Below are 14647 nucleotides of genomic sequence, written 5' to 3' on the forward strand. Positions count from 1 at the left end.
AAGAGATGTGCAGCTGATCGATTTCCGAACAATAGTCTGGTGGCGATAGCGAGAAGGTCACACCCGTCCCCATCCCGAACACGGAAGTTAAGCTTCTCAGCGCCAATGGTAGTTAGGGGCTGTCCCCTTGTGAGAGTAGGACGCTGCCGGGCAACATGAAAAAGAAAAGTACATCTGTATAGATGTGCTTTTTTTGTAGTTTAAATTCTAAATTGAAGACGACTGTTTAACTTCGAGAAACATTGGAGAGCCAGTGCATGTAGTTGGCATTGGAGGAAGGACCTAAAATGCCGCAAGGTATAGTCTTAAAAATGTAAGTTTGCTCAACTTATCTTTTTACCAAACTGTGAGGGAATTAGATAGGGACTGTCCCCCTTGAGAGTAGGACGCCACTAGGCGAATACATAGAAAAGAGTTAGCACTTTAGCTAACTCTTTTTTCCGTTCATTCAATCAAAAGTATTTAACTTCACAGAAGTTGAATTGTGCGAAGTGATGTAGTATTATAAGGATAATTAGAGTCGCATTTTTCTCACAACTTAGGGGGGATTTATTTGACGAATATAATTAATCTTTTCTCTCAAAAGCAAATTGAAGAAGGTAGAACACCAGGTACAGTAAAAACGTATGTTGGTGTTCTCGAAAAATTCCAAGCATGGTTAACAGCAAGGAACATAGAACTTAATCACATTTCAAAGAATGATGTTCAATTATTTATGGATTATTTGGAAGAACAAAAAAAGGGTGCAGGCACTATTGAAAAGTATTTTGCAGCCATAAGTGTTTTTGCACGATTTTTAGGAAAATCTGAAATTATGTTAAATATTCATCGTAAAGAAAAATTAAAGGAAAGCGAAATACCTGATTCACTTGAGGATAAGGAAGAGAAGAAGATATTATCTGAAGTTGAATTAGATGGTAACCTCCGAAATACAGCAATTGTGTATACTCTATTATATACAGGCATACGTATTTCAGAATTATGTGCACTAGATCTTAACGATATTGATTTAACTGAAAATAAGCTCTTTGTAAAAAATGAGAATGGACAAATTGAAAGGGGGATTCCTCTTTCATCAGAAGTAAATAAACATTTAATAAACTATATAGATTCTATAAATAATCCGAATCGAGAAGCATTATTTGTTTCGAGTGTAAATAAGAGATTATCTACAAGAGCAGTACAATATATGCTGCAGAAATATAATGTGAATCCTCATAAACTAAGACATACATTTTGTCAGAAGCTGATAAATAAGGGGATTGATATTCACACGGTGGCTAAATTAGCAGGGCATAAGGATATAAATGTTACAAAACGTTATGCTAGTGTATTAGAAGCAAATTTGGAAGATGCAATAAATAGAGCTTTTTCTTAAAAATGATACACTTCGGCACAATTTGTTTTATATATATTAACCATCTACAAATTGTGCCCCAAAAACAATTACTTAAGGTCTTTTTTCCAGTCGATAGGTTATTTAAGGAAAGATGTAAGCTTTTTTAACACACTATTCTGACTCATTAGCGACCTTTGAGCAGCTTTAAAATCTAAATGAAGCTGGTCAGAAATATTGATTGGGTGATGCACATTGTCGATTTGCTGATGTATTCACAGCCTTAACAATGAGAGAGAAGTTGCTGCCACAAGATAGAGATCTATCTTAATATTTGATGAGGAGAGAAGCAAATGAAAATCTATCAAGCTACGATTGAAGATTTAGAGGGAGTATCCGTTTTATTTAATAAATATCGTTTGTTTTATCAGCAGACCTCAGATCTAGAAGGTGCTTTGACTTACATAAAAGAACGCTTAGATAACATGGATTCTGTTATTTTTGTAGTAAAAAATGATCGAGGGTATGCAGGATTTACCCAACTTTATCCCACGTTTTCATCTGTAAGCATGAAGAGAGCATGGATCTTAAATGACTTATATGTAGATGAAGCTGCCAGAAAACAAGGGATTGGAGAAATGCTTTTGCAAAAAGCAAAAGACTTTGCTGTTGAAACAGGCGCGAAAAGCATTAGTCTGGAAACTGCGTCAGATAATATAACTGCTCAAAGATTATATGAAAAGAATGGATACAAAAAGCAATCACAAATTTTTCATTATGAACTAGATTTGACTGGTAAGTAGCCTTATTTAAATATGGTTTAGTTGTATATTTTAAGAACAAGCTGTCAAATCTGACAGCTTGTTTTGTTTAAGTAGGGGATAAAAATTGTCTCAGCTGTGATGCATAGTTAACTCTCCCGGTCACCCCAAAAAAACCCGTCAATCCAGCCATTCTGCATAAAAAAAGCTAAAGCGAAGAAAAACCAAATTTCTAAAGTGAATTCTTACTTTTATTGTAAAAAATAATTAATTATCTATAAGTATTTTATAAAAGGGGATACTATCCATAGTTATAAAACTGGAGGTATTACTGTGGAAACTCATCATATTCGTTTAACTTCAACTGAACTCGGTGGTTTATGGGCAAATTATATAGCGGATTCTATGTTTATTTGTGTTTACAAGTATTATTTAGCAAAAGTTGAAGATGATGAAATCAAACAAATCATAGAACATGCTTTAGATTTGGCCCAGCAGCATGTACAAGTAGTTACAAAAATCTTTAAAGAAGAAGGACATGCTATTCCTCTTGGTTTTACGGAAAACGATGTTCATGTGGATGCTGCAAGGCTTTTTTCGGATGAGTTCTTTTTAATCTTTACGAAACAGATGACGAAAGGAGCTTTAGTTACATACGGGGCCGCTTTGCCGCACGTCTTTCGCAATGATATTCGAGAGCATTTTATGTCTTGTATTTCTTCAACAATGGAGTTATTTAATGAAACAACTGACTTGCTGCTTTCCAAGGGACTTGAGGTTAGGTCTCCATATATACCTTATCTGCAAGAAGTGGATATGGTTGAAAAACAGCATTTCTTAGCTGGTTGGTGGGGAAAACAAAGACCATTAACAGCCTTAGAAATCACCCATCTTTATTCTAATATTCAAACGAACCATATGGGAACTGCAACTATAACTGCTTTCGGACAAGTGGCAAAGAATAGTGATGTTCGGAACTATTTCAAAAGAGGCAAAGAAATTTCCAAGAGTCAAATCCAAGTTATCATTAATTACTTACATGAAAATGATCTGCCAGCACCTGTAACCTGGGATGCAGAAGTTTACGATTCAACGGAGTCCCCTTTTTCTGATAAATTAATGCTGTTTATGATTTCTATGATGACAGCTGCTGGCATGGGTAACTATGGTACCGCGCTTTCAGCAAGCCCAAGGCGTGACATTGCTGCTGATTATGTTCGATTTCAAGGGGAAATTGGACTTTATGCGGAAGATGGGTTAAATCTTCAAATTAAGCATGCGTGGCTGGAAAGACCCCCTCATGCAGCGGACAGAGATCAGTTAATGAAATAAAGCGACATAGACCGCTAATTATTATAATATCCTTAAAAGAGGTTAGACAGATGTGAATCCAAAAGAAAAATTGTTATGGAGCATTGCTTTTCCAGGTTTTGGTCAATTGCTTAACGGTAAGTATCTGAAAGGTTTTCTTTTTATTCTATTGGAATTTATCATCAATGTTCAATCAAGTTTTAATCAGATTATTTTCTTTAGTTTTAATGGAGAAATCAATAAAGCAATTGAATATACCGATTACCAATGGCTGATGTTTTATCCTTGTATCTACTTCTTTTCCATGTGGGATGCTTATAAAGATGCAGGTGGAGCAAAGGAACAATATTCCTACTTGCCTTTTGTCGTTCCTGCATTTTTTGTTACGATTGGGCTTATGTATGCAGAGAGGGTAAGGATATTTGGTGTATGTCTGGGAACCGTTTGGTTTCCGATGTTGTGTGCAATTCCAGGAGTGGTGGTAGGTCTTCTGCTGAGAAAGATATTCAGGAATGTGTAGGAAGCACTGAAATACTGGTACATAAATCAAGGGCATTCGTATGGTTTAACGTGTCTAATTCGAATGCCAAGATTGGATGAAAAAATGGGTGAAGAAGCACTCATATTTTTACCATTAAGGATTAAACTTAATTGAATAGCCTTAATTTATATCAGCTGCTTTATATTGATGATACATCAGTCAATGAAGCGGCTGTTTTCTGTACGCAAAGCTATAATGAGTGAAATAAAATCCATTTTTATATATAATAATTCCATTATATGGAGTATTTTGTAACCATCTTGAAGTTTAATAAGTGTTGAAGATTAGGAGAGTGGAAAATGGATTTATTCGCAATGTTTTTAATATGGGGGATCCCGGTTTTATTGGTGTGGAGCTTTATTTTAAGTATTCGCCATATGCTAAGAGAGCCTAAAGGGGAGCAATTTTTAGGGCGGACCCTCACGTTTATTGGCTCCATCATTTCTTATACGATCCATTCACTGGCTGCTTGGTTTGGGATCATTTGTATCATTTTTGGCATTACCGCTTTTACAGTTGGCGGACTTATAACCCCGATCCTATTTATCCTATTTGGCGGATTTTTGGTGCGCAATTATTTTCCGCGCTTTAATATGCCAGAGTGAAGGCCAAAAGGTATTATTCTATTAAACTTTGGAGCAGAAAGGTGACTGTTATTGTCTAAAGAAAAGTACAATACATTATTTAAGCTCGTTAAAAAAACAATAAATGAATGGGACCCGATTGGTGTTTTACCTGATGCTCCCGACGATGAATATGAATTTGAAGTGGCCCAAATTGTCACTTTGCTTAATAAGGCTGATACGGAAGAAGCTCTTTCAGAAGGGCTTGCTGAGATTTTTAATAAAGCTCTGGGTTGTCATTATACTGTAGAAGAATGTTTGCCAATTGCCAGGAAAATAAGGATTTTAACAGAATAGCTTTTTTACTAAGCTGCCAAGTTAGGCGGCTGTTTTTTTGCGGAATGGGAAGATTACTAGATTCATTGGAAATAACGGATTCAAATGTTTTTATTTGCAGTGTCTTTCTAGCTTATAATATCTATTAAAAGTATATAATCTTTTTTACCAAGGAGAATTACTATGGAAACAGTCTATTTTGCAGGCGGATGTTTATGGGGTGTGCAAGCTTTTATTAAAACCTTACCTGGAGTAAGGTATACAGAAGCAGGACGAGCGAATGGAACAAGTCAAACACTACATGGTGATTATGATGGCTACGCGGAATGTGTAAAAGCAGAATTTGATCCACAGGTTGTATTGATCACAGAATTAATGGGCTATTTTTTCGAAATTATTGATCCATACAGTTTGAATAAACAAGGCCAGGATGTTGGGAAGAAATACAGAACAGGGGTATATAGTGAAAATCCTGAACATTTAATCGAGGCGAAAACTTTTCTTAGTAAGAGAAGTGATTATGACCGTATTGTGGTGGAGGTACTGCCTCTTACAAACTATGTGAGAAGTGCAGAGGAACATCAAGATCGGTTAGCTCGATGTCCGGATGATTATTGTCATATTCCAGAAGAATTATTAAACAAATATAAGTAAGTAAAGTTGGAGGGACTATACATGATACGATTTGAAAATGATTATGCAGAAGGTGCACATCCGCGGATCCTGCAGCGGCTCATCGATACAAATGAAGAACAGTCACCTGGTTATGGCATGGACGAACATTGTGCAAAAGCCAGAGAGTATATTAGAAAAGCGTGTGACAGAGAGAATGCAGATGTGCATTTTTTAGTTGGAGGCACACAGACAAATACAACGGTTATTTCTTCTATCTTGCGCCCGCATCAGGGAGCAGTGGCTGCCATTACAGGACATATTGCTGATCATGAAACAGGTGCAATTGAAGCCACCGGTCATAAAGTGCTTACTCTGCCTAGTGATGATGGGAAAATTAAAGCAGAGCAGGTAAAAGAATTATACGATGCTCATTGGAATGATGCCGCACATGAACATATGGTTCAGCCAGGATTGGTATACATATCGCACCCTACTGAAAATGGGACGACCTACAGTAAATCTGAATTGGAGGAATTAAGCAAAGTTTGCCGGGAATGTGATTTACCGCTGTTTATAGATGGTGCTCGGTTAGGATATGGTCTCGTTTCAGAAGGCAGTGATTTATCCTTAGCGGATCTGGCTAAACTTTGTGATGTATTCTATATCGGCGGAACCAAATTAGGAGCAATGTTTGGGGAAGCAGTAGTGATCATGAATGATACTCTTAAAAAAGATTTTCGGTATATGATCAAGCAAAAAGGCGGAATGCTGGCTAAAGGGAGATTATTAGGCATACAGTTTGAAACACTGTTTGAAGATGGCTTATATTATGAAATATCTCAACATGCTGTTGAAATGGCGCTGATGATTCGGGAAGCGTTTGTTGAGAAAGGATACTCTTTGCGTTATGATTCCAAAACCAATCAGCAGTTTCCGATTTTACCGAATGAAGTGTTATCGAAATTAGATGAAAAATATTCGTTTTCCTATTGGGGAAAAGTGGATGATGAGAACAGTGTTGTGAGATTCTGCACCAGCTGGGCTACGAAAAAGGAAAATGTTGAAATGCTGATTGAGGATATTAGGAGTTTGTAATATTGGTGTGTAGGTAAAGGAAGGATACTCCATTTTGAGCGATTTTTCTTCAAGGTGGAGTTTTTTTGCGGTCGGGGAGGCAGTTCTCAGCAGTTGGGTGGGGACCGGGCTGCAGAAACCCAGTGGGGCGAGGAATCTGCCATTTTCTCCCAATTTGAGAATGAGCTTGTTCATAAGCGGAGAAATCTCCCTTATTTCTAAAATAACGCTAAAAATGACCAAAATAGAGGGAGAAATTCCGACTATTGGCTCAAAAAAGGTGAAAAAGGGCGGTTTTGTAGGAGATAACCGGAATTTCTCCGCTTATTTAGACCAAAAATAGCGCTAAAATGAAAATAAGCGGAAAATCTCCGCTTATTTGAATCCGGGTTGAACGTTAAAGAGCTTGGGTCGAGGAACCTGTCCCTAAAAACCCATGTGAATAAAGCGCACATGTTTATAATAAGCGGAGAAACTTCCCTTATTTCTAAAATCACGCTAAAAATGACCAAAATAGAGGGAGAAATTCCGACTATTGGCTCAAAAAAGGTAAAAAAGGACGGTTTTGTGGGAGATAACCGGAATTTCTCCGCTTATTTAGACCAAAAATAGCGCTAAAATGAATATAAGCGGAAAAGCTCCGCTTATTTGAGACTGGGTTGAGCCTTAAAGAGATTGGGTCGAGGAACCTGTCCCTAAAACCCATGTGGATAAAGCGCACATGTTTATAATAAGCGGAGAAACTTCCCTTATTTCTAAAATAACGCTAAAAATGACCAAAATAGAGGGAGAAATTCCGACTATTGGCTCAAAAAAGGTGAAAAAGGGCGGTTTTGTGGGAGATAACCGGAATTTCTCCGCTTATTTAGACCAAAAATAGCGCTAAAATGAAAATAAGCGGAAAATCTCCGCTTAATTTACCCTAGGAAAGAGCGCCAAGAGTGGGTCGAGGAACCTGTCCCTAAAAACCCACCCAAAAACCCACCCCCAAAAAAACCCAGTGGGTCACTGAACCTGTCCCCAAATCCCATTCTCAATCATCTTCATCCGATAAAAATACCCTCCTCTCATCTCCATCAATTCTTGGAATGTCCCGCTTTCAATAATTCTGCCCTGGTCCATCACGATAATTTGGTCCATGTGTTCTAAGCCGGTTAGGTTGTGGCTGATGAGCACAATGGTGTTGTCTTTTGCTCCAGTAAATAGTCTGTTCATCACTCGCTGTTGTGTAATGGGATCAACAGACGAGGTTGGTTCATCCAGCAGCAGAAGACTTCCCTTTTTCAGCATCGCTCTGGCGATGGCAAGTCTCTGTTTTTCGCCACCGGAGAGATTTGCGCCTTTCTCCAAAACCACAGAATCCACGGATAAATGGTCTAGTTTTACATATGAAAGAACTTCATTCATTTTATCATCGGAAATATTGTCACCCGCAAGCCTTAGGTTTTCTCGAACACTTCCATAAAAGAAGTGATTGCCCTGAAGAACAGGGGAGATGTTCTTCCAGAGCTGATCTTCATCCAGATGGGCTAGATCCTGCCCCTGTATACGAATGGTTCCGCTGGATGGCGGATAGAGTTTTAATAAGAGATGTAGCAATGTCGATTTACCTGAACCGCTTGGTCCAACAATCGCCGTTTTGGACCCGCTCGGTAATCGCAAAGAAACATCTGTTAGTGTAGGGCGCGCTTCACCTGGAAAATAAAAATGCACGTTTTTACATTCGATTTCCGGGGGACCATCTAGCTCTGCCAATCTGCCATTGCTTTTCAGCTCTTGTTGTTTCTCTGCTTCATTGATGATTGAAGACAGCAGTTCTGCAGCATGTCTTGTATCTTCAAAATAACCCGGTACCTCGGTCATTGGAGCTGCCGTCTCAAATACTGTCAAGGAAATGAGAACAAGCATCGCTAAAAACACGCCATCAAGCTCACCGGCAGATACCAGGTAAGCCCCTAAAGCAATCACAGACCATGAAGTAAGCAGAGAAAACCAGTGATTAACCGCAGAGTTTAATTGTTCTTGCTTTCCCTTATCTTCCTGCTTTCCAATATAAACGTCTGATGTTTGACTCAGCTTCTTTTCTTTAGAAGATAGCTTCTGATAAAGCTTTAAATCTAAAAAGCCATATAAAAATTCGGTTGTATCAGTAGATAGCTCAGTGCGAAGCTGCCGGATTTTTGCCTGGATGCCACGCTGTTTGATGGCAAATATAAAGGGAATACAAAAGCCGGTTATCACCAGCCCTAATAAAAGAATTATTGCAACCGGAAGGGAAAACATAGCAGTGAAAAGAACCGTTGTCAGGAAAACAACAAGCATCACGATCGGCGGATAATACACACGAAGGAAAAAATTCTGCAGGCTTTCTACATCGCCCACAACCCTCGCCAACAAGTCACCGCTGCGAAAGCGCTGAAAAAGGGATGGCGCAAGTGGCTCTAGTTTGTTAAAAAAGTAGGTTCTTACATTACTAAGAATCGTAAAAGTAGCTCTGTGTGAGTAATAGCGTTCCGCATAACGGGCAAAGGCGCGAATGACGGTGAATAATTTTAACAGAGCAACAAAAATGGTAAGGATATAAAGCGGCGGAAGCAGTGCTGCCTTTGAAACGAGATAGCCGCTGTCTGCAAACACAGCAACCGTGGATAATCCAGCCAGTATGCCAAAGAAGATCGAAATGTACATATCTTTTCGTTCGATGAACATTAACTTGATTACGAATCTCAATTCCGTCATCCGGCAGCGCCTCCTTGGTTTTCTTCTACCATCGTCAAATAATCCTTTGTCTGCTCCAATAGCTCTTTATGAGTGCCTTTTCCAACTAACGTTCCTTTTTCGAGATACAAAATACAGTCTGCTTGTTTAATGGTATGTAATCGGTGTGCGACGGTAATGATGGTTGCGGTTTGGGCCAGCTCTGCAATCGACTTTTGCAGAATGCTTTCTGTATAAAGATCCAGTCCGACAGTTGGTTCGTCAAACAGGATAATGGAAGGTCTTTTTAAAAAGGCACGTGCAAGAGCAATCCGCTGTTTTTCCCCACCGGATAAACCTCTGCCAGCTTCTCCAATAGACGTATGTATGCCATTTTCTAATTGCTGTATAAGCTCAGTGAGTCCTGCTTTTTCCAATACAGTGCCAAGCTCGTTTTCAGAAATCTTTTTCCCAGGACACGCAATAAGGATATTATCTTTAATTGTGCCTGAAAAAATATAAGGATCCTGTGAGATATAAATGAGCTTGTCAAACCATTCACGTTCATCATAAGTAAATAGCGGCTCATCATTGATTAATACTTCTCCTGTTGCAGGCCTGAATATCCCAGCTAGTAAGTGAAGTAAGCTAGTTTTACCAGCCCCGCTTGGTCCAACGATCGCAATTTGGCTATAGGGTCTGAATTCTGCGTAAATGCCATGTAATGAAAAATGATCTTCTCCATATGTAAAAGATAGATTGTTCAGCACGATGCTTGGAGGGCCAGCACTGTGAGACAACGGTTCGCGTCCCCATTGGATGATCTCGCTAGATTCCTCCAGCTCATCTATTATTTTTTCCGCAGCAGCCATACTGCCTTTTCCTGCATGAAAGGCACTGCCAACATCCTTCAGTGTTTTATAAAATTCAGGCGCAATCGCTAAGACAAAGAAGGCTGGGAAGAAAGAGATATTTTGATAAATGACGAGTCGAAGGCCAACCTCCAAAGCAATTAAAGCAGTCCCTAGCATCGAAATGAGTTCGAGCACAAGTGAAGAGAGGAAGGCAAATTTAAGGACATCCATTGTTGCTGTCCGATAATCAATGCTGCTTTTTTTAATAAGGGCTGCTTCTTCATTCACTTTTCCAAAAAGCTTTAATGTGACTAATCCCTGCAGGCTATCGAGGAATTTTCCTGCAAGGACAGTTAGTTTTTCTACATGCTGAAGAGCTTTTTTTTCTGTTTTTTTTCCAATGATAATCATAAAGACTGGGATGAGAGGAGCGGTTACAATCATAATGACGGCTGAAACCCAGTTTTGCCAAAATACCGCTGCTAATAGAATGATTGATACAATGGAAGATAAAATCCGCTGTGGATAATATTTGCTGAAGTAAGGGTCAATTTCGTCCACAACATCCGTCACCAGCGTTACTTTTTGCCCTGATTGCCCTTTGATAGATGCCTGGACAGGGTTATTGGAATACTGTGTGATCAATGATTGGCGAAACTGTTTTTTTACTTTTGAGGCCATTCTTATCCCGATTTTTCCGTGAATATATGAGCATAATCCCCTTACTGAAAACACAGCTAAAAGAGCTGCTAAATGTAAAATAACAGCTGAAAAAGGCTTCTCTTCTAAAAAAATGCTGGTGACGATCGATACAATCAATAAAGCCTGAATAACTGTCATACACCCTATTACAAATGCAGTAAACGAAAGAGAATACGTACTCCTTTTTTGTTGTTTGGCAAGATCTTTTAGCTGTTTCACCTTTTGTCCTCCTAGCTACCGTACATCATCCACTTTTTTATCTGTAAGATACCGTTTATCTTTAAGAAAGAGACGCCAGAACCAATAGAATAATGGCACAAGAATCGCCATGCCGATTGCATATCCCCATAGAAGGGAAAGGTACATTTGCTTATTTGTCACTGCTTCATAAATCGTCAGATCGGGATAGACAATATAGGGCATATGAGCCCAGCCGTAAGCAAAGCTTGCTAAGCCAATCTGCGCCACCATAAATAGAACTGCAACCCGCGGCTGCCCGACCCGTCCTTTTTTAGATGGCCACCAAAGAGCACTATATCCAATAGAAAAAACAACGAGGCTTAAGGCGAATAGATGCCATTGCCTTGCCATATTTTCAACCATCCACATCGCTTCCGGCATTAGTGTCATTGTTGCAGCAACAGCCATACTAAGCATGATCGGACCGAGGATAATCGCATTTTTTCGATACACCTCATACGTTTCCATTGCTTTTGCTTCTCTGGCATAATCGCTCAGGAAGAGGGAGGACAGAAACAATTCCGCCGCTAATCCAAAGCCGATATGTGCATAAAGGGTGGGACTGGAAAGCAGTCTGTCATAAAGAATATAATGATTGCCACCAACAATCTCCACAAACCCGCCAATAATAATCGGAAGGATGCTTAGCATTAAGGCAGGAATGAGCAGACCGGTAATGCCGGAAATGTAAGTAAATAGCTTTGTATACTTTTGCACCGAATAGGAATACACCATAAAGGCACTTCTGATGATCAGCAAAATAAGGACGAAGCTGACTGGAACAATCATAAACGATCCTAAAGCAAAGGCTGCATGAGGAAAAAAACCGACTAAAGCAACAACAAATAACACTAAGAAAACATTTGTTACTTTCCAGGAAGGATTTAAGTACAAGTTCGCTATGCTGGCTGCGGTCGTATCTTTCCGTCCAAAATAAAACATCGACCAAAAGCCGGCGCCAAAATCAATCGCTCCGCCTAATGCATATAGGAACAAAAACAGCCAGATCACTACGATGGCAACATTGGCTTCCATTGTATTTTCCCCCTTCTAAACCGTTGTGGTTTGATTTTCAAATTCTTTTATAAGCGGATTGCGGCGGAAATAATAACGCATCACCAGTGCTGTCACGACTAATAGAAAACCATAGAGCGAAATAAAAATGACAAAGAAGGTTCCTAGGTTTGCTGATTTCGTTGCAGCTTCTGCCGTCCGCTGAATGCCATAAATGGTCCAAGGCTGTCTTCCAATACAGGCAAAAATCCAGCCCGTTTCAATGCCGAGCATGGCTAAAGGTCCGCTTGCAACTAAAGGAATGAGCACCCAATTCGGATATTCTCGTTTTTTGAAAAAAATCCGATAAGCTAATGCGCCAAATGACAGCGCAATTAATGCAGACCCAATGCCGACCATGATGTTAAATAAGGTATGAACAAAGAGAGGCGGCCACTCGTCCCGTGGATATTCATTTAGTCCAACTACCACTCCATCCGTAGAACCGGTGGCCAGATAGCTGAGCATGCCTGGGACTTCAATTCCGCCTACAACCCGATTTGCTTCCGGGTCAGGTGTCCCAAAAATGGAGAGTGGAGCATTTGACTGAGTTTCAAATAAACCTTCAGCCGCTGCCAGCTTAACAGGTACGTTATGATGCAGCCCTACAGCCGAATGATGCCCATTCGTTGCTGTCCATAAAGATGTAATCGCTCCAAAAATAAGCGCCATCATTAACCCTTTGCGATGATACGTTTTTTCACTTTGCTTCAGGTTCGGTTTTAATAATTGATAAGCGGCATAGGAAGCAACGACAAATGCAGTCGCTGTGTAAGCACTGCTTGCAACGTGTATAGCTGTATAACCAAAGGCTGGATTTAAGACCGCTTCCCATGGACGTACATCGGTAATATCTCCGTTCACGATACTGAATCCAGTTGGCGTATTCATCCATGACTGGACGTTGGTGATTAAAACAGCAGAAGCCGTAGCTCCAAGTGCGACGAAAAAGACACTGATGATGCGCATTGTCGAACTTAAGCGGCTGGCCGCATACACGTAAATAGAAAGAAATAAAGCCTCAAAAAAGAACGCAAAAATTTCTAACGTAAAAGGCAGGGCAATAACTTGTCCGACTACTTCAATTAAACCCGGCCACAACAAAGCAAGCATGACAGCTACAATGGTGCCAGATGGAATGGCTACCCCAAGTAAAATTGCAACAGCTTTAGTCCACCGCTTTGCAAGAATTCCATAATCATTATCTTTTCTAACAACCCTCAATATCTCAGCGATGAGAATCATCAGCGTAAGCCCAACTCCCAATGTCGCAAAAATAATATGAAAGATAAGGGATGACCCAAACAGCATTCTCGCAAGCAACACATTATCCATCATTCTCATCCTTTCAAACTTCATTCATATGGTTATTCTTGTTCAGGATGGATATTTTATGCATTGGTTTTTTGCCTGGGTTTTAGGAAAGGGAGATTTGATCGGCAATGTGATTTTGTAGGAGGGGAGTTGGTTATTGAGGGGCGGAGCAGGTTCTCTAGAGATTATTATAAAACGGGTGGGTCATGCACTGAGGTAAGGAACCTGTCTCCAGGGCCTAAAATAAGACCAGTGGGTCAAGGAGCCTGTCCCCCCCGACCCAAAATAAGCGGAGAAATTACTCTTATTCATGAAATTCCACTGAAAATAGCCAAAATAGACGGAGAATTTCCGGCTATTCCCTCAAAATCCGTGATTATGAAGGGTTTTACGGTGTTTAACCGGAAAAATTCCGCTTATATTAAGCGAAATTAGCTTATTTTTGCATTTAACGGTAAAAACTCCGCTTATTTTAAAAGCACTATTTTCAGAGAGAAGGATGTCTCCTTATAGGTACAGAAGGATTATGAAAAAGGAATAGAGAAGATTTAGGAGCCTGCATAAAGGAGTGGATCTAGAAATGATAAAAGCTGTTTTATTCGATTTGGACGGGACCTTATTAAATAGAGATGAATCAGTAAAAATGTTTATACAAAATCAATATGACAGACTGAATAAATGGCTGGGTCATATACCAAAAGAAAGGTGTATAAGAAGGTTTATTGAATTAGACCACCGTGGATATGTTTGGAAAGATAAAGTATATCAGCAGCTAGTCAGTGAATTTAAGATTACTGATATTACCTGGGGGGAACTGCTTCAAGATTACCTAAGTTCTTTTAAAAATCATTGCATTGCTTTCCCAAATCTTATTCGTATGTTAGAAGAATTAAAGACTAAAAACCTTGCTTTAGGCATGATTACCAATGGTAAAGGACAATTCCAGATGGATAACATTAAAGCTTTGGGCATTAGAGATTATTTTCAAACGATCCTGATTTCTGAATGGGAAGGGATAAAGAAACCAGATCCTCAACTATTTAAGCGGGCATTGCAGCAACTTAATGTAACACCTAACGAAAGTATATTTGTGGGCGACCATCCGGACAATGACATAAAAGCTGCCCGAAATATAGGAATGAAGGCAATCTGGAAAAGAGATTCTCAATGGAACCATGCTGCAGCAGACTATATGATTGATGATTTGGGAGAAGTATCTTTAATTATTGAAAATCTAAATTAAGCAGGAT

The 14647-nt window shown here is 39.5% G+C and carries 13 protein-coding genes and 1 rRNA gene; 10 read left to right on the forward strand and 4 right to left on the reverse strand.

What is annotated here, in order from left to right; genetic code table 11:
* Positions 1-35 precede the first annotated feature (35 nt).
* The 9 genes from rrf (at position 36) to J1899_RS05875 (ending at position 6558) form a co-directional block, all read left to right on the forward strand.
* Positions 36-152: ribosomal RNA gene (gene rrf / locus J1899_RS05835) — 5S ribosomal RNA — on the forward strand.
* A gap of 401 nt (positions 153-553) precedes the next feature.
* Positions 554-1378, forward strand: coding sequence for a tyrosine-type recombinase/integrase (locus J1899_RS05840; RefSeq protein WP_246586596.1), 825 nt, complete (start codon positions 554-556; stop codon positions 1376-1378).
* Between the two features lie 311 nt (positions 1379-1689).
* On the forward strand, positions 1690-2139 hold the full coding sequence (locus J1899_RS05845; protein WP_214478028.1) for a GNAT family N-acetyltransferase: 450 nt from the start codon (positions 1690-1692) through the stop codon (positions 2137-2139).
* A gap of 291 nt (positions 2140-2430) precedes the next feature.
* Positions 2431-3429, forward strand: coding sequence for a DUF3231 family protein (locus J1899_RS05850; protein ID WP_246586597.1), 999 nt, complete (start codon positions 2431-2433; stop codon positions 3427-3429).
* A 52-nt stretch (positions 3430-3481) separates the two neighbouring features.
* A complete protein-coding gene (locus J1899_RS05855; RefSeq protein WP_214478029.1) occupies positions 3482-3928 on the forward strand; it encodes a hypothetical protein in 447 nt (148 codons plus the stop codon).
* Positions 3929-4248: 320 nt separating this feature from the next.
* Entirely contained in the window at positions 4249-4554 is a 306-nt protein-coding gene (locus tag J1899_RS05860) for a hypothetical protein (RefSeq protein ID WP_214478030.1), read from the forward strand.
* 51 nt (positions 4555-4605) lie between these two features.
* Positions 4606-4869 carry a DUF1871 family protein gene (locus J1899_RS05865; RefSeq protein ID WP_214478031.1) on the forward strand — a complete coding sequence of 88 codons (264 nt, stop codon included), beginning with the start codon at positions 4606-4608 and terminating at the stop codon, positions 4867-4869.
* A 162-nt stretch (positions 4870-5031) separates the two neighbouring features.
* A complete protein-coding gene (locus tag J1899_RS05870; RefSeq protein WP_214478032.1) occupies positions 5032-5502 on the forward strand; it encodes a peptide-methionine (S)-S-oxide reductase in 471 nt (156 codons plus the stop codon).
* Between the two features lie 21 nt (positions 5503-5523).
* Entirely contained in the window at positions 5524-6558 is a 1035-nt protein-coding gene (locus J1899_RS05875; RefSeq protein WP_214478033.1) for a threonine aldolase family protein, read from the forward strand.
* A gap of 984 nt (positions 6559-7542) precedes the next feature.
* Here the strand turns inward: J1899_RS05875 and cydC are convergent.
* Genes cydC through J1899_RS05895 form a run of 4 tightly spaced genes read right to left on the reverse strand, consistent with a single transcriptional unit; the run spans position 7543 to position 13418 of the window.
* Entirely contained in the window at positions 7543-9276 is a 1734-nt protein-coding gene (gene cydC / locus J1899_RS05880) for a thiol reductant ABC exporter subunit CydC (RefSeq protein ID WP_214478034.1), read from the reverse strand.
* Positions 9273-11009, reverse strand: a complete 1737-nt coding sequence (cydD, locus tag J1899_RS05885; RefSeq protein WP_214478035.1) for a thiol reductant ABC exporter subunit CydD — start codon at positions 11007-11009, stop codon at positions 9273-9275. The genes cydC and cydD overlap by 4 nt, the downstream gene beginning before the upstream one ends.
* 15 nt (positions 11010-11024) lie before the next feature.
* Positions 11025-12065: a cytochrome d ubiquinol oxidase subunit II gene (locus J1899_RS05890; RefSeq protein WP_066448548.1), complete on the reverse strand. Its 1041-nt coding sequence runs from the start codon at positions 12063-12065 to the stop codon at positions 11025-11027.
* Positions 12066-12080: 15 nt separating this feature from the next.
* Positions 12081-13418 (reverse strand): cytochrome ubiquinol oxidase subunit I, encoded by a 1338-nt coding sequence (locus tag J1899_RS05895; protein WP_214478772.1) that lies wholly within the window; start codon positions 13416-13418, stop codon positions 12081-12083.
* Between the two features lie 559 nt (positions 13419-13977).
* On the opposite strand from J1899_RS05895, the gene J1899_RS05900 reads away from it, so the two are divergent.
* On the forward strand, positions 13978-14640 hold the full coding sequence (locus J1899_RS05900; RefSeq protein ID WP_214478036.1) for an HAD family hydrolase: 663 nt from the start codon (positions 13978-13980) through the stop codon (positions 14638-14640).
* The last annotated feature ends 7 nt before the right edge of the window (positions 14641-14647 follow it).

The sequence above is a fragment of the Cytobacillus gottheilii genome (assembly GCF_018582665.1).
In the GTDB taxonomy this organism is placed as follows: domain Bacteria; phylum Bacillota; class Bacilli; order Bacillales; family Cytobacillaceae; genus Cytobacillus; species Cytobacillus gottheilii.